The following is a 23,725-nucleotide window of genomic DNA, read 5'->3' on the forward strand; positions in this document are numbered from 1 at the left end:
GCCGCCGCCCCGTCGGTCGGCCCCGCACCTCCGCCGTCGGCCCGTCGCCGAGTCGGTTAGGTGTTTGCCGCCTCGCCCTCTGGCCCTCCTGCCCCTGCCGCACGGCCGACGGTCCTCAGCCGGGCGCGCCCGGTTCGCTGGCCCCGACCCGTGCCCGATGCAAGCCCTCGTACGGGTGCCCGCCCCGTTGCTTCTCGTCGGCCTTCATCCGGCTCGCGTGGACGCTCCTCTCGGAACCGGGCGCGGACGCAGAGGCCTTCCGTCCCGAGCCCTGTGAGCGCCCTGGAGCCGCCTACCGTTCGTTCTCGCCCAGCGAGCGCCGGCACAGGATCATCAACCGGCTCAGAGGCGCTGAGCGGGCCGGTGGGGCGGTTCCCCACATGAGTCGCCGCACCGCTCGCTGCTTCGCCGTGCGTCTGGGGCCGCGAGATCGTTAGCTGAGTCGCCGTCCAGCGGTTGGTTCCGGTCGGTCGGCCCCGCGCGTGCGGCAGTCGCATAGGAGGTGCCGGTGCCGACGCGATAAGCGCCGCCTTCCCGGTCGCTACGTGGGTCAGGTGCCTGCAGTCCACGGACCTTCCGACGAGCTGGCGCCCCGAGCTACACGACGAGTGCCGGCGCGGCGCGAAGGATCCGCAGCCGCGGGCCGCCAGCTCGGAAGAACGTGGGACCCGGCAGATCCGCTGTGCTCGGAATGGCAACTCGTGCCAACCCGCTGGCGGCCGGCAAACTCGACCGGTCGCTGCCGGCCTACGAAAACCCGCCCTGCCGGCCCACCCGAACCCGTGCCATGTCACGCCCAGCCCATCGCGACGCCGCACCCGTTCGCTGTTTCACGTGAAACCGTCCGATCAGCCTCCACCGGGAGCCGCGACGCCACTGCCGCCGCGTAAGGCGGGCGGTGGCACTCCCGAGCGGATTTCGCGGACTCCGTCGCCCCCCGTTTCACGTGAAACACGAGCGTCGGCCGTCACCGGATCCACGATTGCGCACCTCCTCGCGGACCGTCCCGGAAAACCACCCGGAACCGGCCGGTGCCGATCCCCGCCTCGCTCGTTGTGAAGGAAGGATCGAGGCGCCCCCGGGAGCCCGAGACGACCGCCCCCGTTATCCACAGCGGTTTTCCACAGGCCCTTGCCGTTTCACGTGAAACACCGCGCGGAAACCCTTGCTGAGCAGTGGATGACGCGCTGTGCTGGTGATCTCAGCGGCCTGTGGACAACGCGGTGGACAACCGGTTGTGGATCGACGAGGAACGCTCAGCGGCCGGGCGCTCAGTAGGGACAGGCGTCGCCAACTCGGTTAGGGTCAGCGTCGTGCAGGACACCCCTCCCTCAGTCCCGGACTTCACCCAGTGGCCCTCCTTCCCTTTCGAGGGCGATCTCCACGTCAAGCAGCTCGACGAGCCCGTGCCGGTCGAGCCTCCCCGCCGCGGCGAGGGGAATCGGGAGTGCACCGCCTGCAATGCGCCGGACGAGGCGTACATCTGGGTGGGTGAGCGATGGCGGGTCCGGGCGATGGACCGGCCCACGGGCCTGCCGATGGTGCTGATCCTGGAGTCCCGGTCGCACCTCGACCTCGGCGATCTGCCGAACCTGCTCGCCGCCGAGTTGGGCGTCATGACCGTCCGCCTGGAGCGGGCCATCCGCTCGCTCGACGGTGTGGCCCGGGTGCACGTCAACCGCTGGGGTGACGGCTCCGCGCACCTGCACATGTGGTTCCTGGCTCGGCCGTACGGGCGGCTGCAATTGCGGGGCACGTTCCTGTCCCTGTGGGACTCGATCCTGCCGCCGATCTCCGAGGCGCAGTGGCGGGAGAACTTGGCGATGGTCGCCGCGTGGCTGGCCGAGTTCGGTGGCCGTCCGCTCGCGGAACCGCCCCGCATCCAGTGGCAGGCGCCGTCGAGTTTCAATGCCCAGGCGGCGGGCGCGTCCGCGGAGCCGGCGGAGGAGGAGACCGCGTCGGTCATCGAGGCTGCGGATGAGATCCCGGAGGCCGAGGTGACGGAGCAGCCCTCGACCGAGGAGCCGCAGCAGACTGAGACGCCGGACCGGACCGAGGCCCAGGAACAGACCGCGGCGCCGGAAAAGGCGGAGGCACCGGAACGGACCTACGCGCCGAAGCAGGCGGAGACGCCGAAGCAGGCGACTGAGTCAGCCTGACGTCACGGGCGGCGGGCGGCGGCGCGGCTCACCAGAGTGCCGAGCGCCCGTCCGAAGTCCAGCCCGGCCGCCTGGACGGCCAGCGGCAGCAGCGAGGTCTCGGTCATCCCCGGGGAGACGTTGACCTCCAGCACGTGCGGCTGCCCCTCCGCGTCGACGATCAGGTCGACGCGAGAGAGGTCGCGGAGGCCGAGCGCGGTGTGCGCGGCGAGCGCCACCCCGGTTACCCGCTCGGTCGTCTCCGGGTCGAGCCGGGCGGGCGCGTGCCAGGTGGTGCGGCCGGCGGTGTAGCGGGCGGCGTAGTCGTAGACGCCGTTGCGGGGCACGATCTCGACCGGAGGCAGGGCCTGAGGGCCCTCACCCAGGTCCAGCACGGAGACCGCCACGTCCATCCCGGGCACGTAGCGCTCCACCAGCGCGGTCTGGTCGTACCCGAAACAGCCGACCATGGCGGCCGGCAGCGACGCGGCGTCCCGGACCACGGCGGCGCCCAGTCCGGAGCCGCCCTGCGCGGGCTTGACCATCAGCGGCAGGCCGAGTCGGTCGGCGATCCGGTCCAGGACGGCCACCGCGCCCAGTTCGGAGAAGCGGTCGTGCGGCAGCGCCACCCAGTCGGGCGTCGGGATGCCCGCCTCGCGCAACACCGCCTTGGCCGAGGGCTTGTCCCAGGCGAGCCGGGACGCGCGGGCGTCGCAGCCGACGTAGGGCACGTCGCAGAGGTCGAGCACGCCGCGCAGCGAGCCGTCCTCGCCGGTGGCGCCGTGCAGGGCGATCACCACGGCGTCCGGCGGGTCGGCGGCGAGGGCGGGCAGCAGCGCGACATCGGCGTCCCGCAGTTCGGCCTCCACGCCGACCGCGCGCAGCGCGTCGAGCACCCGCCGACCGGACCGGAGCGAGACGTCCCGCTCGTAGGAGAGCCCGCCGGCGAGCACCAGCACGTGCAGGTCGTCGGTGGCGGCGGATCCGGTCACGGAAGTGTGTGCGGCAGGGCTGACGGACATGCGGGAATCATGCCAAGTCGGGACCGGGCGTGTCCGAGCCGCCCTGCCGGCGCCGCGGACCCGACCCGCCGACCGCGCCGAAGACCTTGCGCATGGCGATCTCCTGCTCCATCACGCCGGCCAGCCGGCGGACGCCTTCCCGGATCCGCTCGGGCGGCGGGAAGGAGAAGTTGAGCCGCATGTTGCCGGCGCCGGTCCCGTCGGCGTAGAAGCCGGTGCCCGGCACGTAGGCGACCCGGGCGGCGACTGCCCGCGGCATCATCGCCTTGGAGTCGAGGCCGTCGGGCAGGGTCGCCCAGACGAAGAGGCCGCCGGCCGGGGTGGTCCAGGTGGTGCCCTCCGGCATCAGGTCCGCGAGCGCGTCGAGCAGGGCGTCCCGGCGCTCGCGGTAGACCTCCCGGTAGACCTTGAGCTGCTGCCGCCAGGGCATGGTGGCCAGGTAGGTCGAGACGGCGGCCTGCGCGTAGCCGCTGGGGCAGAGGATCTGCGCCTCGCTGGCGATGACCAGCTTGTCGCGGACCGCGTGCGGGGCGAGGATCCAGCCCACCCGCAGGCCAGGCGCGAAGGTCTTGGAGAAGGTGCTCAGGTAGAACACCCCGTCGCGCCGCCGGGCCCGCAGCGGCGCGGGCGCCTCGCCCTCGAAACCGAGCTGACCGTACGGGTCGTCCTCGACCACCAGCAGCCCGGCGCGCTCGCAGATGTCGAGCACCCGCTCGCGTCGCTCCTCGCTCAGCGTCACGCCGGTCGGGTTCTGATAGGTGGGGATGGTGTAGAGGAACTTCACCCGCCGGCCGGCCCGGGCCAGGTCGGCGATGGCCGCCTCCAGCGCCTCCGGGATCAGCCCTTCGGAGTCCATCGGCACGTGTGCCACCTGGGCCTGGGCGGCCTGGAACACCCCGAGGGCGCCGACGTACGTCGGGCCCTCGGCGAGCACCACGTCACCCGGGTCCAGGAAGAGCCGGGCCACCAGGTCGAGCGCCTGCTGACCGCCGACGGTGACCACCACGTCCTCCGGCGAGGCGCCGCAGGACGCGTCGATCCCGGACAGGGCCATCACCTCGCAGATCCGCTCGCGCAGCTCCGGGGTGCCCTGGCCGATGCCGTACTGGAGGGTGGTGGCGCCGTGCTCGGCGCCGAGCCGGCCGAGCATCTCGCCGACCGCGTCGAGCGGCAGGGCCGCGATGTAGGGCGCCCCACCGGCGAGCGAGACCACCTCCGGCCGGCTGGCCACCGCGAAGAGTGCCCGGATCTCGGAGGCCGTCATCCCCCGGACCCGCCGGGCGTACCGGTCGGTGTAGTCGTCGAGCGTCGTGCCGGTCATGACATCACCTCGATCGGGTGTCGGCGGGGCTGCCGCCCGGTGTGGTACCCGCGATGCCGGCAACCATGGCGGCGCGGGAGGCCGGTTGGTCGATCGTAGTCGGCGCCGGCCAGCACCGGGCCCGCCATGTGGGTACGTCCACATCCCGGACCGGTCCCTCCCCGGCTCGGGTGGAGCGTTCGCACGTCCTCTCCCGTAGCGTCGGGCGGAAGCGTACGATCGCTCGTCGGGGGCAGTAAGGCGGCGGGAGACCGCGGTGGTCTCCCCTCCGGGCCTATGGGTGGGGTGCTCATGTCGCGACGTCTGGTCAGTCTGACCCTGGACACGCTGGAGGACCTGCCCCGCTCCTGTCGCCAGTGCGTCTACTGGGAGCTGGACCCGGTCTCGGCCGAGCGGGCGTGCGCCGCCGGCGACCCGGGGCTGGAGAAGGAGGCCTGGGTTTCCCAGACGCTCCTGGAGTGGGGTTCCTGCGGCAAACTCGCGTACGTCGACGGCATGCCCGCCGGTTTCGTCATGTACGCCCCACCGGCGTACGTTCCGCGCTCGATGGCCTTCCCCACCTCGCCGGTCTCCGCGGACGCCGCGCTGCTGATGACGGCCCACGTGGTGCCCGCCTTCGCCGGCGGAGGCCTGGGTCGGATGCTGGTCCAGGGGGTGGCCCGGGATCTCACCAAGCGTGGGATCAAGGCGATCGAGGCGTTCGGCGACGCGAAGTTCGGCGACGACGGGGACAACCCGACCCGGGCCTGCCTGGCGCCGGCCGACTTCTTCCTCTCGGTCGGCTTCAAGACGGTTCGCCCGCACCCGCGTTACCCCCGGCTTCGACTGGAACTGCGCACGGCGTTGAGCTGGAAGTCCGACGTCGAGTACGCGCTGGAGAAGCTCCTCGGCTCGATGAGCCCCGAGACGCTGCTCCGCCCGGTCCGCCCGGCTCCCGCCACCCGCTCGATGAGCTGAGGCCCGGTCGCGTCAGTCGACCACCGTACCGGCGGCCACCACCGCCCGCAGCTCGCTCACGTCGATCGAGCCGGTCGGCACGTCCCGCTCGATCGGGTAGTACATCCGCTGCACGGCGGCGACGATCGCCTCGACCAGCCGATCGCGGAACCGGGGGTCCACCAGCCGGCCGCGGTCGGCCGGTGAGGTCAGGTAGCCCACCTCGACCCGGACCGCGGGCATCCGGGTCAGCCGGAGCAGGTCCCAGGCCTTGGCGTGGGTGCGGCAGTCCCGCAGCCCGGTGCGGGCCACGATCTCCCGCTGCACCAACCCGGCCAGCCGCTCGCCGGTGGCGGAGGTGACGCCGTTGTTGGTGCCGTAGTGGTAGGTGGCCACCCCGTCAGCCGCCGGGTTGGCGTGCCCGTCCGTGTGCAGCGAGATGAAGACGTCGGCGCCGAGGGAGTTGGCCAGCTGGGCGCGGTCCGCGTCCGGCAGGCAGGTCCGCGGGGACGGGCCCCGGGTGAGCTGCACGCGTACGCCGGCCGCGGCGAGCCGCCCCTCCAGCCGGCTGGCCAGGTCGTGCACGAGGTCCGCCTCGGTCCAGCGCAGCGGGCCGTCGGGCACGACGACGCCCGGGTCGGTGCCGCCGTGCCCCGGGTCGATGACCACGGTCCGCCCGACCAGGGTCGGCCCGGCCTGCCGGATGGCGTCGGACTCGCGGAGCCACTGCGGCCGCCCGCCGACCACCTTGCGGCCGAGGCGGCGCAGCGCGTTGATGGTGTGCGGACCGCACGTCCCGTCGGGTTTCAGCCCCATCTCCCGCTGGAACTGGGCGACCGCGCGGGAGGTGCGGACGGCGTAGATGGCGTCGGCACGGCCCACGTCGTACCCCATCTCCAGGAGCCGTTCCTGGAGCGACCGGACGTCCTCGCCGATCAGCGGCTCGGGGACGGCGTGGTAGAGGGTGCGCGCGCCGAACCGCCAGCGGGCCGCGTCCAGCGCCCGCCAGGTCTCCGCGCCCACCCGCCCGTCCACGCTGAGGCCGCGGGACTGCTGGAACGCCCGGACGGCGCGCTCGGTCTCCGCGTCGAACTCCTCGCCTCCGCGGCCGGCCGCAAGCAGCTCCAGGCCGGTGAGGACGGTGCGGATCTCGGCCACCGCAGGTCCCCGGTCACCGGGTCGGATGGGACGCACGACGACCCCCTCTGCACGGACGCTGGCTGGCCGGAGACTCCGGCGGAGGTGCTTCCCCGCCGGGGACGCCTACGGAGCGTATCGTGGCCGGTCACCGACGATCACGGGTTCGCCGCAGGTCAGGAAACGCGGAACCCCCGTCACCCGGGATCGGGTGGACGGGGGTTCCGGCGGTGTCGGGCGTCGGCTCAGAGCGCCGACTCGATGAGCTTGACCAGCTCACCCTTCGGCTTGGCGCCGGCGATGGACTGCACCGGCTCGCCGTTCTTGAAGATGGTCAGGGTCGGCACGGACATCACCCGGTAGGTGCGCGCCGTCTCGGGGTTCTCGTCGATGTTGAGCTTGACGATGGTGACCTGGTCACCCATCTCGCCCGCGATCTCCTCCAGCAGCGGCGAGACCTTGCGGCACGGACCGCACCACTCCGCCCAGAAGTCGACCAGAACCGGCTTGTCGGACTTCAGCACGTCGCTAGCGAAGCTCGCGTCCGTGACCGCCTTGGTTGCTCCCACTATGAACCCCTCCTCCGGGACCTTTTCGTGAAAATCTTTCAGCCTTGCAGGGTGGCGATGAAGCGCTCGGCGTCCAGGGCGGCCGCACAGCCCGTGCCGGCCGCCGTGATCGCCTGCCGGTAGATGTGGTCGACCACGTCACCGGCGGCGAAGACACCCGGAATGCTGGTCCGGGTGCTCGGCGCCTGCACCTTCACGTACCCCTCGTCGTCGAGTTCCACCTGGTCGCGGAAGAGCTCGCTGCGCGGGTCGTGGCCGATCGCCACGAAGACGCCGGTGACGTCGAGCACCTTGCTCTCGCCGCTGTGCACGTTGCGCACCCGTACGCCGCTGACCTTGCCGTCCTCGCCGAGGATCTCCTCGATCATGCTGTTCCACTCGACCTTGATCTTCTCATTGCCGAGGGCGCGAGCGGCCATGATCTTGCTGGCGCGGAACGAGTCGCGGCGGTGGATGATGGTGACCGACTCGGCGAACCGGGTGAGGAAGCTGGCCTCCTCCATCGCCGAGTCGCCGCCGCCGACCACCACGATGTGCTGGTTGCGGAAGAAGAAGCCGTCACAGGTGGCGCAGGACGACACGCCGTGCCCCAGGTACTCCTGCTCGCCCGGCACACCCAGCGGGCGCCAGGCCGAGCCGGTGGAGAGGATGACGGCCCTGGCCCGATAGGCCGTCTCGCCCACCCAGACGGTGCTCACCGCGTTGGAGCCGACCTCGCCGGTGTCCTTCAGCTCGACCCGGGTCACGTCGTCGGTGAGGAACTCGGCGCCGAACCGCTCGGCCTGCTTGCGCATGTTGTCCATCAGCTCGGGGCCGAGGATGCCGTCCGCGAACCCGGGGAAGTTCTCCACCTCGGTGGTGGTCATCAGCGCGCCGCCGGACTGCACGCCCTCGATGACCAGCGGCTTGAGGTTGGCGCGCGCGGCATAGACCGCCGCGGTGTAACCGGCCGGCCCGGAGCCAATGATGATCAGGTTGCGGACCTCGTCCACTGCCGTCTCCCGATGTGTGTGTTCGTCACCGGCGCGCACCGATGTCGATCCCGAGTGCCGACGGCTCAGCGGCGCCGACACCTGACTTGCAGAACGTCATCGTACGAAGCGGGGATTCCCGAGCCGGTCATCCGGTGGGTCACGTCACGTGGCGGAACCCGCCCGGGTGACCGCGACCTCACCCTACCCGCGTGGTGAAGCGGGTGTCCGCGCTGGACCCGGGGACCCCGCACTCGGGTCCGCTCACCCAGGCCCACCGGGCGCCGCCCGCGTCCGTGAAGGTGACCACCAGCGCCGGTCGGCCCTGGAACCGGGCGTAGTCGACCAGGTCGACGGCGAGCGGGCCGGCGCGGTGTTCGGCGCCGATCTCGGACAGGCAGGAGGCCAGCGCCTCGGGGCGGGCGAGCCGGTCCAGCCCGGTGGCCTCCGAGAGCCGGTGCTCGTCCTGACCACCCGCGGGGTTCGCCTTGTCGCTCTGCAGGGGCCCGACGACCCCGGTTCGCATCCGGGAGAGGGCGTCCGGGGTGTAGTCGGTGCCGCTGTGCAGGGCAGGCCCGGTGGTCCGGTACGGCGCGGCGGCCAGCGGAGCGGCCTCGCCGTTGGCCCGGCTGCCCGCGCTGTCGGCCGCCCCGGTGATCCGGCCGGCACCCGTGTCGACCAGGTGGCTGACCCCGAACCCGACCGCGGTCACCGAGGCGGCTGCCAGGGCGACCGGACCGGCGAGCCGGGTCCAGCGCCGCGAGCGGCGTCCCGGTCCGGTGTTCCGGCCCGGCCGGCCCGTCCCGCCGGTCGGGCCGGTGCTCCGGCCGGGCTGTGCCGGCACGGCGGTCGGCGTCGAGCCCGGCTCGGGAAGGTCGGACGCCAGGTCGCCGGTCGGGGCCGGGCCGGCGCCGGCGAGCGCCGCGCTGATCCGGTCCGCCACGGACGGCGGCAGCTCCGGGACGGGCTCGGCGGCCCAGCCGGCCAGGTCGGCGTGGACCAGCTCAACCGCCCGGGCCAGGGCCGCGTGCGCCTCGCCCCAGGCCGGGTCCTGCTCGACCAGTCGGGCGACGGCCACCTGCTCCGGGGTGCCGTCCAGCGCCCCGCCGAGGTAGTCGGCGAGCAGGTCGTGGTCGACCTCGCTGAACTCCCGGGAAGTCACGTCTCCTCCTGGCTGGCGTCGCGCCGGGACCATCCCGACGTGGATCCGACGCCCTCGGGTGGCCGCGGGTTCCCACCGGTGACCCGGGGCACGTCCGCCACGTCGTCGGAACCGGTCCGCAGATGCCCGAGGAGCACGGCCAGCCGGGCCCGACCGCGAGCGCACCGGCTCTTCACCGTGCCCTCGGCGACCCCGAGGATCCGGGCGACCTCGGCCACCGGATAGCCCTGCACGTCCACCAGGACCAGCGCGGCCCGCTGTTCGACCGGCAGCGCGGCGAGGGCCTGCCGGACCACCAACGCGGTGTCGTGGTCCCGGGCCGGCGCGGCCGGCTCCACCCCGCCGGTGTGCCGGCCGGGCTGCCCGTCGGTGTGGACGCCGTCCGGCAGCGGAACCGTGGCGTGCGTCTGGCGCCGCCGGATCCGGTCCAGGCAGGCGTTGACCACGATCCGGTGCAGCCAGGTGGTGACCGCCGAGTCGCCCCGGAACCGGGCCGCGGCGCGGTGCGCCGACAGCAGCGCGTCCTGGAGGGCGTCGGCCGCCTCCTCTCGGTCGCCGAGCGTCCGCAGGGCCACCGCCCAGAGCCGGTCCCGGTGCCGGTGGAACAGCTCGGCGAAGGCGTCCCGGTCACCGGCGACGTGTGCCCGCAGCAGGTCGAGGTCGGACACACCGGCCGGCGGGCCGTCCCCGGTCGCCGGCTCGGGCGTACGCCCACCGCGACCCGCCATCACCACGTCCGGCGGAGGTGGTGCACCGGGTGCGGCGTACGGCTCACGAGCCCTGGACCGTCAGTTCCTGGACGCCGAGCTTCCAGCCACCGCCGCTGTCCTTCGCCGGCAGCTCGGTGATCCAGAAGAGGAGGTACTGGTACTTCTTCTCCGGATCGAACCCGTCGAAGGTCATCGTGGTGCCGTCGTGCTCCTCGAACGGCTGCCCGATCCGCTCGGTGTAGGCGGCGACGAGGTCCTTGTCGCCGGAGGAGCTGGACGGGAACTCGGCCTTGCCCGCGCGCAACTCCGCGGAGGCGCCGGTGGACGACAGGGTGGCCTGGATCGACTTGACCGTGTGCGGGGCGCCGAGATCGATCCAGATCCCCATGCCCTTCTTCAGACCGCCGAACTTGCCGTTGTTCCGGTAGCTGGCGGTCTCCCAGCCCTCGTTCGGGTCGCCGTCGATCACCTTCTCGGCGTCCCGCACCTCGGCGCGGTCCCGGCTCTCCGGGTCGATGATCCGGACGTCCTGGATGTTCAGCTTCCGGACCGGGGCGGCCGGCGCGCTGGTGCCGCCGGCGGGCGCGCTGCTGGACGGCTGGGCCACCGGCTCCTTGCTCGGGTCCTTGTCGTCGCCGAGGGCGCTGATCCCGATGAGCAGCCCGACCAGGGCCACCGCCAGCAGGGCGGCGATCCCCAGGGCGACCTTGCGGCCGCCGGCCGCGGCCAGCGGCGAGGGCTCGTCCTCGGTGTCGGCGGTGAACCGCAGCGGACCGGCCTGCTCCAGGAAGTGCTCGTCGGCGGGGATGTCGAGCCGGTTCAGCTCGGCCGACAGCACGTCCGACGAGGGCGGGGCGATCTCCCGGTCGAGCAGGTCCATGGTGAGGTCGTCGAGGTACGCCGGCACTCCGGCACGCACCTGCCGGGGCGCGGCGATGGCGCCGCCGGCGTCCCGGACCGCGTCGGGGAGGGCGGCGCGGCCGTGGCCGGCGGTGGCGCCGTGCAGCGGGGCCTCGCCGTGCGGCCAGTGCCCGGTCAGGGCGAAGTAGAGCACCCCGCCGACCGCCCGAAGGTCGTTCTCCTGGCTGTCCGCCCCGTCGGTGCGCGCGTCGGCCAGCACCACGCGGCCGTCGTCGCTGATCATCACAGTGCCGGGGTGGACGTTGCCGTGCACCATGCCGGTGGCGTGCACGGCGGCGAGGGCGCTGGCGACCGCGCTGCCGATGGCGGTGGCGCGGGCCGGGTCCATCGGACCGTCGGCGGTGACCAGCTCGCGCAGCGACTGCCCGTCCACCCACTCACGGACCACGTAGGCCCGGTCCGCCTCGTCGATCGCGTCGTAGACGCCGACCAGGTTGGGGTGGATCACGCGGCTGGCCGCGACGGCCGCCTGGAGCATCTCGGTGGCGGAGTCGCCACCCGGGTAGCGGAGGACCACCGCGACGGGACGGCGCAGCACGACATCGACTCCGCGCCAGACCAACCGGCCCGCGCTGTCGTTGTTGATGTGCTCGACCAGCTCGTACCGCTCGGCCAGGACCTCACCGACCGCGGGAGCACCGAAGGTCGCGACCGGAGGAGATGTCTCCTCCGCCTCCTGACCCTCGCCGACCTGGGTCACCCGTCCTCCCTCGGTGATCGTGTCGATCGATGGACCCGTGCTGCTGGGCATGTGGCTTCCCGCTCTGCCTTGGCTGGAACCGGCAGACCGGTGTCGACGCCCGCGTCGGCACCTGCCGTGCCCGTCGAGAGTGACCTTACCCGGGATGCCCGGTTCTCCGACATGTCATCTTCCCGCCGGAGCCGGTGGGAACGCCAGTGGCCGCGGGGATCGGCCGGGTGAACGGCCGGTCGGCCACGTCGCTGGGACACGCACGCCCAATCTAGATGTTGACGGCAAGTAGTCGGCGCAGGGGCGCACCGGTGTGGCGGCCTCCGTGACCCGGGTGGGTTTCCCCTGCTCCGGCCGGTCACCCTCAGCCGTACGGTTGGTTGTCCACAGGCCGAGAGGCCCATTGGGCGGGGGAACCCTGAGTTATCCACAGCCGTATCCCCAGGCTGGTGATCGTCGTTCACCGTCCGTCATCGGTGCTGGTCGAGGTCACCGCCCGAGCCGGCGGCGGACCATCCCGACCACCTCGGTGATCTCGCCGATCCGCAGCACCATGGCCAGCCCGAGGTACGTCACGCCGATCACCGCGCCGCCGATCACCAGCTGGACGACTGCGGCGAGCCAGCTCAGGTGCGCCGGGTCGCCGGGAAGCAGCTTCACCACCAGCAGGCCGACCAGCGCGGCGCCCAACGCGGCGAGCACCACCCGGCCCATGGTCCGCATGATCCCGCCCAGCCCGATCCGGCCCACCCGGGGCCGCAGCAGCAGCGCCGAGACGACCGCCGCCGCCACGTACGAGATCGCGTTGCCGAGCATCATGCCGGCCGCCGCAAAGGTGGCCGAGAAGGACAGGTAGAGGCCCACCTGGAGGAGCACCCGCAGGGCCACCACCGGGATGTTGACCAGGGCCGGGGTGCGGGTGTCCGGCAGCGCGTAGAAAGCGAAGGTGAAGAGCTGGCTGATCGCGAACGGCACCAGGCCGACCGCCGCCACCAGCAGCACGGTCGAGGTGGCCACCGCGTTGTCGCCGGTGAAGGCGCCGTACCGGAAGACCACCACCGAGATCGGGCCGGCCAGCACCGCGTAGCAGACCGCGACCGGGGCGAGCACCGCGGTGACCATCCGGGTGCCCCGGGACAGGTCGGCGGTGACGTCTTGGAGCCGGCCGTCGGCGGCGGCCGCGCTCATCCGGGGCATCAGCGCGGTGATGATCGAGACGGCGATGATCCCGTGCGCCATCATGAGCAGCAGGAAGACGTTGTTGTAGATCAGCAGGCCGGCGCTGTCCTCGCCCGCCGCCCGGGTGAGCAGGTTGACCACCACGAAGAGGCCGAGCTGGTTGACCGCGACGTAGCAGAACATCCAGGCGCCGAGCTGGGCCAGCTCGCGGAGCCCCAGCTCGCGGAAGTCGAAGCGCAGCTTCCACCGGAAGCCGACCTTGCGCAGCGCCGGCAGCAGGCCGGCCGCCTGGACCGCCACGCCGAGCAGGGCGCCCCCGCCGACCAGCAGGATCTTCCCCCAGCCCATGTCCTCCGGCCGGATCGCCTCCGCACCGTAGATCAGGATGTAGAGGCCGAAGGCGCCGATCACCACCAGGTTGTTGAGGATCGGCGCCCACATGGGGGCGGCGAAGTGCCCCCGGGTGTTCAGCACCGCGGCGATCAGCGCGCTCAGGCCGGTGAAGAACAGCATCGGCAGCATCAGGTACGACAGGTTGGTGACCAGGCCGGTGTAGTTCTCGTCCTTGCCGCTGGCGTAGAGCGCGGTGAGCACCGGTGCGCCGGCCATCGCGATCAGCGCGGCGGCGGCCAGGGCGAGCACCGCCAGGGTCAGCAGCCGCTGGGCGTACGCCTCACCCCGGTCCGGGTCGGTCTTGCGGCGGCGGACCAGCACCGGGATCAGCACGCTGGTGAGCACGCCGCCGAGCAGGAACTCGTAGACCTGGTTCGGCAGGAACTGGGCGGTGGTGAAGACGTTGCCCACCAGGTTGCCCAGGGCCGCCCCGACCATCAGGTTGCGGACGAAGCCGGTGCCCCGGCTGACCAGGCTGCCGATCGCCATCACCGCGCTGTTCGCCGCGGCGCTCGTCTCCGCAACCACCTCCTGCGGTGGCGCGACCGCCTCGGCGCCCGGCTGGTTCAGCGGTTCCGCCGAGATGAAAATGGCCTCGTCGTCCGGCGGCAGGCCGTCGCCGTGCGCGTTCGCGCTGCGGTAGAGCCCGCCGCTCATCTCCCAGCCTCCAAGGGGTACGTCAGAGCCGGGCCTCGCCGGTCCCGCCCAACCGAGACCTTAGTCAACCTCGCTCCGATACCCGCGCCCGGCGCAGGAGATGCGACCCGGGCCCGATAGGCTGGCGATCCCATGTCCGAAGTCTCCGCCTCCCACGCCGCCGACCGCCGCGACCTGACCGCCGCGCAGCGCAACGCCGTCGCCGAACTGCTCCGCGTCTCGCCGGTCGCCGACGAGCTGGGCCGGCGTTTCGCCCAGGCCGGTCACGAGCTGCACCTGGTGGGCGGTTCGGTCCGGGACGCCCTGCTCGGCCGCCTCGGTGACGATCTGGACTTCTGCACCGACGCCCACCCGGATGAGACGATCCGGATCATCCGCGGCTGGGCCGAGTCGATCTGGGAGACCGGGCGGGAGTTCGGCACCATCGGCTGCCAGCGCGACGGGCTCCGGCTGGAGATCACCACCTTCCGTGCGGAGGCGTACGACCAGGTCAGCCGGAACCCCGTCGTCGAGTACGGGACCAACCTGGTCGACGACCTCAAGCGCCGGGACTTCACCGTCAACGCGATGGCGGTCAGCGTTCCCGATCACCGGTTCACCGACCCGTACGGCGGCCTGGCCGACCTGGCCGCGAAGATCATCCGTACCCCCGGCACGCCGCAGGAGTCGTTCCGTGACGACCCGCTGCGGATGCTGCGCGCGGCCCGGTTCGCCGCCCAGCTGTGCTTCACGGTCCACCCGGACGTCCGCGCCGCGATGACCCGGATGGCCGGCGACCTGGACCGGATCACGGCCGAGCGGATCCGGGACGAGTTCACCAAACTGCTCTGCGGCGCCGATCCGATCACCGGGCTGCGGCTGCTGGTCGACACCGGGCTGGCCGACCGCTTCCTGCCGGAGCTGACCGGGCTCAAGCTGGAGATCGACGAGCACGCCCAGCACAAGGACGTCTACGAGCACACGCTGACCGTGGTCGCCAACGCCATGTCGATGGAGGAGGACGGCTGCGACTTCGTGCTGCGGATGGCCGCGCTCCTGCACGACGTCGGCAAGCCGGCCACCAAGGCGGTCGGCCCGGACGGCCGGGTCAGCTTCCACCACCACGAGGTGGTCGGCGCCCGGCTGGCCAAGGCCCGGATGAAGGCGTTGCGCTACCCCAAGGACGTGACCTCCCAGGTGGTCAAGCTGGTCGGCCTGCACCTGCGCTTCTACGGGTACGGCCGGGGCGAGTGGACCGACTCGGCGGTCCGCCGCTACGTCACCGACGCCGGTGACCTGCTGTCCCGCCTGCACAAGCTGACCCGCTCGGACTGCACCACCCGCAACCGGCGCAAGGCGTCCCAGCTCGCCGCCGACTACGACGCGCTGGAGGAGCGGATCGCCCGGATCGCCGCCGAGGAGGACCTGGCCCGGGTCCGTCCCGACCTCGACGGCAACGCGATCATGGAGCTGCTCGGCGTGCCGCCGGGACCGCTCGTCGGGCGGGCCTGGCAGCACCTCAAGGAGCTGCGGCTGGAGCGCGGTCCGCTGGACCGGGACGAGGCCGAGGCCGAGCTGCTGCGCTGGGCCCGGGAACAGGGCGTCCTCGGCTGACGCCGGCGGCCAGCTGACGACGATACGGCGGCGTGTCGACCGAACGGTTGACGCGTGAGAGCCGATGTCTCCCGCATGATGTTGGTCATCACCGGCCTCCCGCTTCAGGGGTGAGGCGGTTCTGATCGCATCCGCCCGTCCGGTTCGGACGGTCGCTGGACACGGGGAGAACTCTCAGTGAGAAGCCACGGCGCGCTGCGCCGCTCTGCCCTGGTGGGGCTCGCCCTCACCTCGGCAACCTCCATCATCTGCGCCGCCACCGGCGGCCCCGCCCTGGCCGACCCGACCGACCCGCCGCGGGCCGAGGTCCGGGGCTCGGACACCGCCGGTGCGGTGCCGGACCGCTACATCGTCGTCCTGAAGGACGGCAAGGCCACCCCCGCCGAGGTGCGGGCGAGCGCGTCGGCGCAGGCCGACGAGCACGGCGGCACGGTCCGCCGGGTGTTCAGCAAGGCGCTGCGCGGCTACTCCGCCACCATGAACCGCCGGCAGGCGGAGAAGCTCGCGGCCGATCCCGACGTCGCCTACGTGCAGCAGGTCCAGCGCTGGTCCGCCAGCGGCACCCAGAGCACCCCGCCCTGGGGCCTGGACCGGATCGACCAGACGAAGACCAAAACCGACAGCAAGTACACCTACCCGGCGACCGGGGCCGGCGTGACCGCCTACGTCATCGACACCGGCATCGACATCGCCCACCAGGACTTCGGCGGGCGGGCCAGCAACGGCTACGACGCCGTCGACCAGGACAACGTGGCCCAGGACTGCGACGGCCACGGCACGCACGTGGCCGGCACCATCGGCGGCACGAAGTACGGCGTGGCCAAGGACGTCAACCTCGTCGCCGTGCGGGTGCTGGACTGCGAGGGCAGCGGCACCAGCGAGCAGGTGCTCGCCGGCATCGACTGGGTCACCGCCAACGCCGTCAAGCCGGCCGTGGCCAACATGAGCCTCGGCTTCGGCGGCACCGACCAGGCCGTCAACGACGCGGTCAGCCGCTCCATCGCCTCCGGCGTCACGTACGCCGTCGCGGCCGGCAACAGTTGGCAGGACGCCTGCGGCGTCTCCCCGGCGAACGTGCCGGCGGCCATCACGGTCGGCGCCACCGACCAGGTGGACTTCCGGGCCTGGTTCTCCAACTACGGCCGCTGCCTGGACACCTTCGCGCCGGGCACCGGCATCGTCTCCGCCAAGATGGGCACCACCGACGGCTCGGTGGCGATGAACGGCACCTCGATGGCCTCCCCGCACGTGGCGGGCGCCGCCGCGCTGCTGCTCGAGGCGCACCCGGCCTGGACCCCGCAGCAGGTGCGGGACTCCATTGTCACCACGGGCCTCGGCGGCGCGGTGCACGACACCATGGGCTCGATCGACCGGCTGCTGCACATCGGCACGGTCCCGACGGCCCGCGGCTCGTACGGCCTCAAGGCGCGGGTCAACGGCCGTTACGTCACCGCGGACAGCGCCGGCACGAAGCCGCTGATCGCCCGGGGCACCGGAATCGGGGCGTGGGAGAAGTTCGACGTGGTCGACGCAGGCAGCGGCCTGGTCGGGTTGCGCGCCCGGACCAACAACAAGTTCGTGACCGCGGAAAGCTCGGGCGCGAAGCCCCTGATCGCTCGTTCCGCCTCGATCGGCGCCTGGGAGACGTTCCAGATCGTCGACAACACCGACGGCACGATCAGCCTGAAGGCGACCGTCAACGGCAGGTACGTCACCGCGCCGAGCACCACGTCCCCGCTCATCGCCAGCAAGACCGCAATCGGCACGGCCGAGAAGTTCGACTTCGACGCGCCCGCCCCGGTCGTCGGCATCAAGTCGCTGGCGAACGGCAAGTTCGTCACCGCGGAGAGCGGCGGCCTCAAGCCGCTGATCGCCCGGTCCGCCAGCGTCGGGGCCTGGGAGAAGTTCGAGATCGTCAGCGTCGGCGACGGTTTTGTCGGCCTGAAGGCCCTGGCCAACAACAAGTTCGTCGTGGCGGAGAGCGCGGGCGCGAAGCCGCTGATCGCCCGGTCCGCCTCGATCGGCGCGTGGGAGACGTTCGACTTCCTCGACTACAACCCGGACGGCTCCATCTACCTGCGGGCGGAGATCGACGGGCAGGCGGTCACCGCCGGCAGCACCGGCGCCAGCCAGCTCATCTCCAGCCGCACCATCGACTGGGACAGCGAGACCCTGGGTCTCGGCATCGGCGAGAAGTTCGTCGTCGCGGTCATCTGACCGTCCACATAACGGCGCCCGCCGGCATCCCCAGCAGGGGAGACCGGCGGGCGCTGTCGTGTCACGGGGTGACGGTCGTGCCCTCCACGGTGTTCTTGCCGTTCGTGTGCGCGCTGCCCAGCTTGGCGAGCAGCCCGGCCAGGTCGATGCCGGTGAGGTCGCTGCCGAGCTGGAGGCCCTGCGCCACGTTGCCGGCGACCGACTTGGTCAGCGACGACGCGCCGTCGGTGGAGATGACGGTCATCTTGTCGATCGCGCCGATCGGGGCGCTGGCCGCCTCGACCACCTGCGGCAGCACCTTGACCAGCAGGTCCAGCACCGCGGCCTCGCCGTACGCGGCGAACGCCTCGGCCTTGCGGGCCATCGCGTCGGCCTCCGCCTGCCCCTTGGCCAGGATGGCCGCGGCCTCGGCCTGACCCTCGCGCTCGACCGCCTCGGCGATCGCGGAACGCCGGCGCTGCTCCGCCTCACCCTCCTTGGCGCCCTCGATCGCGTTCGCCTCGGCCAGCGCGGCCCGGCGGGCCCGCTCGCCCTCACCGGTGAGCCGGGCCTGCTCGGCGGAGGCCTGGGCGGCGGCGATGGTGGCCTGCCGCTGGGCGTCGGCGCGCAGCACCGCCGCGTTGCGGTCCGCCTCGGCCTCCTGCTCGACCTTGTAGCGGGCCGCGTCGGCCGGCTTGCGCACCTCGGTGTCGAGCTGGCGCTGCTTCAGCTCGGCGTTGCGCTCGGCCACCTTCTGCTGCTCGGACAGGATCGCCTGGTCCCGCTCGGCCTGGGCGAGCGGGCCGGCCGCCGCGGACCTCGCCTTGGCCGCGTCGATCTCGGCCTGGATGGCGGCCTGCTTGAGCGACAGGTTCCGGTTCGCCTCGGCGATCGCCTCTTCGGCGAGCAGCCGCTCCTGCTCGGCCTGCTGCCGGGCCCGCGCCTCGGCGATGGCCGCGTCCTTGAGCACCCGGGCCGCCTCGGGCCGGCCCAGGTCGGCCAGGTAGGACCCCTCGGCCAGGATGTCCTGGAGCTGGAAGGTGTCCAGCACCAGGCCCTGGTTGGTCATCGAGTGCTCGGCCTCCTCGGCGACCGCGCTGGCGAAGGCGGCCCGGTCCCGGATGACCTCCTCGACGGTGAGCCGGCCGACGATCGAGCGCAGCGCGCCGGCCAGCACCTCCCGGGTGAAGTCCTCGATCTCGTCCTGCTGGTGCAGGAAGCGCTGGGCGGCCGCGCGGATGGCGTCCTCGGTGCCGCCGACCTTGACGATCGCCACACCGTGCAGGTCGGCGCGGATGCCCTGCTTGCTGACCGCGCCCTTGATGCCGACGTCGATCCGTCGGCTGGACAGGTCGAGCGACTGGAGCTTCTGCACCACCGGCAGCACGAAGACCGACGCGCCGAGCACGACCTTCTGGCCGGACATGTCGGTGGAGCGTCCGCCGTCGGCGGTCTGGGTGGTCCGGCCCTTGCGGCCGGTGACGATGAACGCCTCGTTGGGGCCGGCCACCTTGATCCGGGAGAGCACGAAGAGGACGAGGACGACGGCGAGGAGGACCGCGCCGCCGATGGCGACGAGCAGGGGCATGGGAGTTCCCGTCTGTGCTGGAGTGTCAGTAGGTCTCGACGTGCACGCTGGTCTCGCTGAGCGCTTCGACCACGAAGATCCGTGCGCCGACCGGGATCGGATGGTCGGCGCGGGCGTTGAGTTTGACCGGCTGGCCGGCGAGGCGTACCCGGACCTCGCCGTAGCCGCCGGTGGGTACCGGGGTCACCACCAGGCCGATCGCGCCGACCAGGTGGTCCCGCGTCGGCGTGGCGTCCGTGCGCATGTTGCGGGCCGCGCGGCTGAGCCGGGCCGCCAGCCAGCCGGTGGGCACGGCGGCGAGCACGCCGCCGGCCGCCGCCGCCGCGATCATCCCGGGGGTACGCCCACCGAGCAGCTCGTTGACGATCGCGGCGCCGAAGCCAAACGCCCCGACGAACCCGGCAACCGCCTCCAGCGACACCGGCCCGTCGACGTCCGGATGGCCCAGGTGCAGCACGCCTGACCCGAGCAGGGCGAGCGTCAGCACCCCGACCCCGACCCCGCCGATGATCAGGAAGATGAACGTCCCCGTGGCCACGACCTGCACGGTATCGATGTCGTGCAACATCAACGACCGCTGAACGGTCAGCGCGGAGCGACACTCACCTCAAGATCGACCAGCTGCTTCGGCAGTGGCTGGCGGACCAGCTCCCGCCCGGACGGGTCCGCGAGGACGAAGTCTCCCGTCCCGAACGGTCGGCGGTACAGCAGCCGGTCGTCGGGGAGCCAGACCACCTCGGCGCTCGGCAAGGGGTGCACCACCCGGCCGGTCGCCGTCTCGACCAGTAGCGGCTCCTGCTGCCCTCGGACGACCACCAGCGTTCCGTCGGGCGACCAGGCCCACGGGCCGGCCGGGTCGCCGGGCACGGGGAGCAGCCTGGTGGGCCGGCCGTCGTCGGCGGAGAAGAGCTGGACGCCCCGCCGCTTGTCCCGGACGGCCTCGTTGTGGCCTCCCCCACCCGTCTGCGGCAGCACGACCTCCCGGCCGTCGCGGGTCCAGGTGAAGTCGCAGTAGTCGGTGCAGAAGTACGCCCGCCGATCCACCCGGTAGGTGTGCTTCGTGCCGTCGACCTCCATCACGATGAAGCCCTCGTTGTCGAGCTGGGTCGTGGTGAAGAGTAGCCGGCGGCCGTCCGGTGACCACCGCGGGACGGAGAGCGCCCGGCCCACCACGTACCAGCGGGTCTTTCCGCTGGCCAGGTCGAACAGGCCGACCTCCCGGGGGCGGTCGTCGTCCCGGACCGCGACGAGGGAGCCGGTCGGCGCCGGGAAGATGCCGTCGTAGCGGTCGGTCGCGAAGTAGCGTCCACGGCCGCGATCCAGCAGGAAGCCGTTGCCGGATCCGCCGCTGACCTGCGCCCTGGTCACCACCCAGCCACCTGGTAGCACGAGTGGCTTCGTCGTCCAGTCCGGCCCGGGCGGGGGCAGCAGGGTCGGCGACGGAGTGGCGGTCGCGGGCGGCGTGGCGGGGGGCGGGGCCGCAGCGGGCCGCAGCAGCACGAACGGCAGGGTCACGGCGACGACCGCGACCAGCGCGGCACCGGCCGCGGCCACCCGCCGCCGGCGGCGCAGCCGGCGACCCCGACCGAGCGCCCGGGCGGCCAGGTCCGGCGCGGGGCCGGCGTGGTCCGCCAGCTCGCGTACGGCCGCCCGGAGGGTCTCGTCCTGCGACGTGCTCATCGGGTCACCTCCGCTCGACTGGTCCGCTCGTCCAGCCCCGGCACCAACTGGCGGAGCTTGGCCAGCGCCTTGGCGCTCTGGCTGGCCACCGTGCCGGTCCGGCAACCGAGCAGCGCGGCGGTCTGTTCGACGCTCAGGTCCTCCAGGTAGCGCAGGGTCAGCACGGCCCGCTGCCGGGGCGGCAGCGCCCGCAGCGCGTCCCGCAGCAGCATCCGCAGGTCACTGTCCTCGCCGGTGGCGGCCCGCTCCGGCAGCTCCGCCAGCGGCACCTCCGGGCGCCGCGCGCGGCGCCGCCAGCCGGAGACCTGGTCGTGGTAGAGGATCCGTTTCACGTACGGTTCCGCGTCGCCGCGGATCCGGGGCCAGCGGGCGTACGCCTTGGCCAGCGCGTTCTGGAGCAGGTCCTCCGCCGCGTGCTGGTTCCCGGCCAGCGCGTACGCGACGCGCAGCAGCGCCGCTCCCCGTTCGTTGACGAACGCGGTGAACTCCCCGTCGACCTCTGCCACCGCCCACCTCCGTAGCTCAGACGCCCGGGGCGGGAGGAACTTTGCCTCATGGCGCGGGACAATGGGCGACATGCGTTGGACCGTGCTCGACTCGCCGATCGGGGAGTTCTCCGTCGGCACCGACGCGGACGCCGTCCGCGGGGCGCACTTCGGCAGGGTGGCGTCGGCGACCGAGGAGCCCGGCGACGAGGTCGCCCGGCTGGCGGTGGCCGAGCTGCGGGCGTACTTCGCCGGTGAGCTGACCGGGTTCACCGTGCCGGTGGTGGCGCCACGTGGGTCGGAGTTCGAGCGTGCGGTCTGGCGGGAGATGACCCTCATCCCGTACGGGGAGACGAAGACCTACGGCGAGGTGGCGAAGGCCGTCGGCGATCCGGGGGCGGCCCGGGCGGTCGGGGTGGCCTGCAACCGCAACCCGGTCCCGGTGATCGTGCCCTGCCACCGGATCGTCGGGGCGGGCGGCAAGCTGGTGGGCTTCGGCGGCGGGCTGCCGCGCAAGGTGACCCTGCTGGAACTCGAAGCGGCCGTGGCGCTGCGGCGAGCCTGGTCCTGACGTACGCCGACGAAGAAGGCCGGGTCCGTGCGGACCCGGCCTTCTTCGGTGTGCTCAGCGCGTCAGCGCTCGATCTCGCCGGCGATGAACGCCTCGACGGCGGCGTGCGCGTCGTGGTCGGCGTACTGCTTCGGCGGGGACTTCATGAAGTACGAGGAGGCGGAGAGGATCGGGCCACCGATCTTCCGGTCCAGCGCGATCTTCGCGGCCCGGACGGCGTCGATGATGACACCGGCCGAGTTCGGCGAGTCCCACACCTCGAGCTTGAGCTCGGCGTTGAGCGGGGTGTCACCGAAGGAGCGACCCTCCAGGCGGATGTACGCCCACTTGCGGTCGTCCAGCCACGGCACGTGGTCGGACGGGCCGATGTGCACGTCGCTCTTCTGCATCTCGTGCGGGATCTGGGAGGTCACCGACTGGGTCTTCGAGATCTTCTTCGAGACCAGGCGGTTGCGCTCCAGCATGTTCATGAAGTCCATGTTGCCGCCGAAGTTGAGCTGGTACGTGCGCAGCAGCTCGACCCCGCGGTCCTCGAAGAGCTTCGCCAGGGCGCGGTGCACGATGGTGGCACCGACCTGGCTCTTGATGTCGTCACCGACAATCGGCAGGCCCGCGTCCTCGAACTTCTTCGCCCACTCGGGGTCGGAGGCGATGAAGACCGGCAGGGCGTTCACGAACGCGCAGCCCGCGTCGATCGCGGCCTGGGCGTAGAACTTGTCGGCCTGCTCGGAGCCCACCGGCAGGTAGGAGACGACCACGTCGACCTGCGCGTCACGCAGCGCCTGGGCCACGTCGACCGGCTCGACGTCCGACTCCTCGATGATCTCGCGGTAGTACTGGCCCAGACCGTCGAAGGTCGGGCCGCGCTGCACGGTGATGCCGGTCGGCGGCACATCGCACAGCTTGATGGTGTTGTTTTCGCTGGCCACGATGGCCTCGGCGAGGTCCATGCCCACCTTCTTGGCGTCCACGTCGAACGCCGCGACGAACTTCACGTCGGAGACGTGGTAGTCGCCGAAGGTGACGTGCATGAGACCCGGGACGCGGTCGTTCGGGTCGGCGTTCCGGTAGTACTCCACGCCCTGCACGAGGGACGAGGCGCAGTTACCCACACCGACGATGGCGACGCGGACGGAGCCCATAACGTCTGCCTCCTTCTTCTTCATCACGGCCGCTCTTTCCTGGACTCTCCAGGCGGGGGCGGGCTGTCGTTTTCTCCTCGGCCGCCGGCCGTCCCGGGTTGGGGGACCGTCGGGGCCCGGCCGGAGCGCTCGTTGGCGATGAGCTCCTCCAGCCAGCGGACCTCGCGCTCACAGGCGTCGAGCCCGTGGCGTTGCAGTTCCAGGGTGTACGCGTCGAGCCGCTCGGCTGCCCGGCCGAGCACGTCACGAAGGCCTTCGCGACGCTCCTCGATCTTTCGACGACGACCTTCCAGGATCCGGAGCCGGGTGGCCTGGTCGGTCCGGGCGAAGAACGCGAAGTGCACGCCGAAGCCCGTGTCGTCGTACGTCTCGGGTCCAGCCTGCGCTATGAGCTGGGCGAAGCGTTCCTTGCCCTCGGCGGTAATGGTGTAGACCACCCGACCGCGTCGGCTGGTCAGCGCGGGAACCTCCTCGGCGGTGGCGGGTGTCTCGGCGGCTTCGGTGATCCATCCCGCCGCCTGCAGCCGGCGCAGGGTCGGGTAGAGCGAGCCGTAGCTGATCGCCGCCCGGATCGCGCCGAGCTTGGCGGTCAACTCCTTGCGCAGCTCATAGCCGTGCATCGGAGCCTCCTGCAGGAGACCCAGGATGGCGAGCTCGAGCACG

Annotated in this window: 20 protein-coding genes; 5 read left to right on the forward strand and 15 right to left on the reverse strand. The window is 72.3% G+C overall.

Annotated elements, in window-relative coordinates; translation table 11 throughout:
* The first annotated feature begins 1,313 nt into the window (after positions 1 to 1,313).
* Positions 1,314 to 2,159 (forward strand): hypothetical protein, encoded by an 846-nt coding sequence (locus ACFYPD_RS11965; protein WP_387112382.1) that lies wholly within the window; start codon positions 1,314 to 1,316, stop codon positions 2,157 to 2,159.
* A 2-nt stretch (positions 2,160 to 2,161) separates the two neighbouring features.
* Here the strand turns inward: ACFYPD_RS11965 and ACFYPD_RS11970 are convergent, their stop codons facing one another.
* Positions 2,162 to 3,160 (reverse strand): D-alanine--D-alanine ligase, encoded by a 999-nt coding sequence (locus ACFYPD_RS11970; RefSeq protein WP_387111804.1) that lies wholly within the window; start codon positions 3,158 to 3,160, stop codon positions 2,162 to 2,164.
* Between the two features lie 7 nt (positions 3,161 to 3,167).
* Entirely contained in the window at positions 3,168 to 4,481 is a 1,314-nt protein-coding gene (locus ACFYPD_RS11975; protein WP_387111806.1) for a PLP-dependent aminotransferase family protein, read from the reverse strand.
* Between the two features lie 291 nt (positions 4,482 to 4,772).
* On the opposite strand from ACFYPD_RS11975, the gene ACFYPD_RS11980 reads away from it, so the two are divergent.
* Positions 4,773 to 5,438 carry a GNAT family N-acetyltransferase gene (locus ACFYPD_RS11980; protein WP_355351261.1) on the forward strand — a complete coding sequence of 222 codons (666 nt, stop codon included), beginning with the start codon at positions 4,773 to 4,775 and terminating at the stop codon, positions 5,436 to 5,438.
* A gap of 12 nt (positions 5,439 to 5,450) precedes the next feature.
* On the opposite strand, the gene ACFYPD_RS11985 is transcribed toward ACFYPD_RS11980, so the two are convergent.
* The 7 genes from ACFYPD_RS11985 to murJ all read right to left on the reverse strand — a co-directional run bounded on the left by ACFYPD_RS11985 (position 5,451) and on the right by murJ (position 13,807).
* Complete coding sequence (locus ACFYPD_RS11985) at positions 5,451 to 6,611, reverse strand: N-acetylmuramoyl-L-alanine amidase (RefSeq protein ID WP_387111809.1); 1,161 nt, start codon at positions 6,609 to 6,611, stop codon at positions 5,451 to 5,453.
* 188 nt (positions 6,612 to 6,799) lie between these two features.
* Positions 6,800 to 7,123: a thioredoxin gene (gene trxA, locus ACFYPD_RS11990; RefSeq protein ID WP_073836974.1), complete on the reverse strand. Its 324-nt coding sequence runs from the start codon at positions 7,121 to 7,123 to the stop codon at positions 6,800 to 6,802.
* 38 nt (positions 7,124 to 7,161) lie between these two features.
* Positions 7,162 to 8,115 (reverse strand): thioredoxin-disulfide reductase, encoded by a 954-nt coding sequence (trxB, locus tag ACFYPD_RS11995; RefSeq protein WP_387111812.1) that lies wholly within the window; start codon positions 8,113 to 8,115, stop codon positions 7,162 to 7,164.
* A 178-nt stretch (positions 8,116 to 8,293) separates the two neighbouring features.
* A complete protein-coding gene (locus tag ACFYPD_RS12000) occupies positions 8,294 to 9,256 on the reverse strand; it encodes a hypothetical protein (protein ID WP_387111815.1) in 963 nt (320 codons plus the stop codon).
* Positions 9,253 to 9,984: an RNA polymerase sigma factor SigM gene (gene sigM / locus ACFYPD_RS12005; protein WP_387111818.1), complete on the reverse strand. Its 732-nt coding sequence runs from the start codon at positions 9,982 to 9,984 to the stop codon at positions 9,253 to 9,255. Before sigM ends, ACFYPD_RS12000 begins: the two co-directional genes overlap by 4 nt.
* A gap of 43 nt (positions 9,985 to 10,027) precedes the next feature.
* Positions 10,028 to 11,638, reverse strand: a complete 1,611-nt coding sequence (locus tag ACFYPD_RS12010) for a protein kinase family protein (RefSeq protein WP_387111820.1) — start codon at positions 11,636 to 11,638, stop codon at positions 10,028 to 10,030.
* 429 nt (positions 11,639 to 12,067) lie between these two features.
* Positions 12,068 to 13,807: a murein biosynthesis integral membrane protein MurJ gene (murJ, locus tag ACFYPD_RS12015; RefSeq protein ID WP_387111823.1), complete on the reverse strand. Its 1,740-nt coding sequence runs from the start codon at positions 13,805 to 13,807 to the stop codon at positions 12,068 to 12,070.
* Between the two features lie 132 nt (positions 13,808 to 13,939).
* Here murJ and ACFYPD_RS12020 point away from each other — a divergent pair, with 132 nt between their 5' ends.
* Positions 13,940 to 15,400 (forward strand): CCA tRNA nucleotidyltransferase, encoded by a 1,461-nt coding sequence (locus ACFYPD_RS12020; protein ID WP_387111826.1) that lies wholly within the window; start codon positions 13,940 to 13,942, stop codon positions 15,398 to 15,400.
* 177 nt (positions 15,401 to 15,577) lie between these two features.
* Positions 15,578 to 17,617, forward strand: a complete 2,040-nt coding sequence (locus ACFYPD_RS12025) for a S8 family serine peptidase (protein WP_387111828.1) — start codon at positions 15,578 to 15,580, stop codon at positions 17,615 to 17,617.
* A gap of 61 nt (positions 17,618 to 17,678) precedes the next feature.
* Here the strand turns inward: ACFYPD_RS12025 and ACFYPD_RS12030 are convergent, their stop codons facing one another.
* From ACFYPD_RS12030 to ACFYPD_RS12045, 4 genes are read right to left on the reverse strand one after another with little or no spacing between them, the layout of a single operon-like run.
* Positions 17,679 to 19,184 carry a flotillin family protein gene (locus ACFYPD_RS12030; RefSeq protein WP_387111831.1) on the reverse strand — a complete coding sequence of 502 codons (1,506 nt, stop codon included), beginning with the start codon at positions 19,182 to 19,184 and terminating at the stop codon, positions 17,679 to 17,681.
* A 25-nt stretch (positions 19,185 to 19,209) separates the two neighbouring features.
* On the reverse strand, positions 19,210 to 19,752 hold the full coding sequence (locus tag ACFYPD_RS12035) for a hypothetical protein (RefSeq protein WP_387111834.1): 543 nt from the start codon (positions 19,750 to 19,752) through the stop codon (positions 19,210 to 19,212).
* 17 nt (positions 19,753 to 19,769) lie between these two features.
* On the reverse strand, positions 19,770 to 20,864 hold the full coding sequence (locus ACFYPD_RS12040; protein ID WP_387111836.1) for a TolB family protein: 1,095 nt from the start codon (positions 20,862 to 20,864) through the stop codon (positions 19,770 to 19,772).
* On the reverse strand, positions 20,861 to 21,370 hold the full coding sequence (locus ACFYPD_RS12045) for a SigE family RNA polymerase sigma factor (RefSeq protein WP_387111839.1): 510 nt from the start codon (positions 21,368 to 21,370) through the stop codon (positions 20,861 to 20,863). Before ACFYPD_RS12045 ends, ACFYPD_RS12040 begins: the two co-directional genes overlap by 4 nt.
* A gap of 70 nt (positions 21,371 to 21,440) precedes the next feature.
* On the opposite strand from ACFYPD_RS12045, the gene ACFYPD_RS12050 reads away from it, so the two are divergent.
* Positions 21,441 to 21,920, forward strand: a complete 480-nt coding sequence (locus ACFYPD_RS12050; protein WP_387111842.1) for a methylated-DNA--[protein]-cysteine S-methyltransferase — start codon at positions 21,441 to 21,443, stop codon at positions 21,918 to 21,920.
* A gap of 62 nt (positions 21,921 to 21,982) precedes the next feature.
* Here ACFYPD_RS12050 and ACFYPD_RS12055 read toward each other — a convergent pair whose 3' ends face one another.
* Both ACFYPD_RS12055 and ACFYPD_RS12060 read right to left on the reverse strand, forming a co-directional pair.
* A complete protein-coding gene (locus ACFYPD_RS12055; protein ID WP_387111845.1) occupies positions 21,983 to 23,062 on the reverse strand; it encodes an inositol-3-phosphate synthase in 1,080 nt (359 codons plus the stop codon).
* Positions 23,063 to 23,085: 23 nt separating this feature from the next.
* Positions 23,086 to 23,724 carry a PadR family transcriptional regulator gene (locus ACFYPD_RS12060; protein ID WP_387111847.1) on the reverse strand — a complete coding sequence of 213 codons (639 nt, stop codon included), beginning with the start codon at positions 23,722 to 23,724 and terminating at the stop codon, positions 23,086 to 23,088.
* Between the last annotated feature and the right edge of the window lies 1 nt (position 23,725).

Origin of the sequence: Micromonospora sp. NPDC005299, from assembly GCF_042872345.1 — a bacterium.
Taxonomy (GTDB): domain Bacteria; phylum Actinomycetota; class Actinomycetes; order Mycobacteriales; family Micromonosporaceae; genus Micromonospora.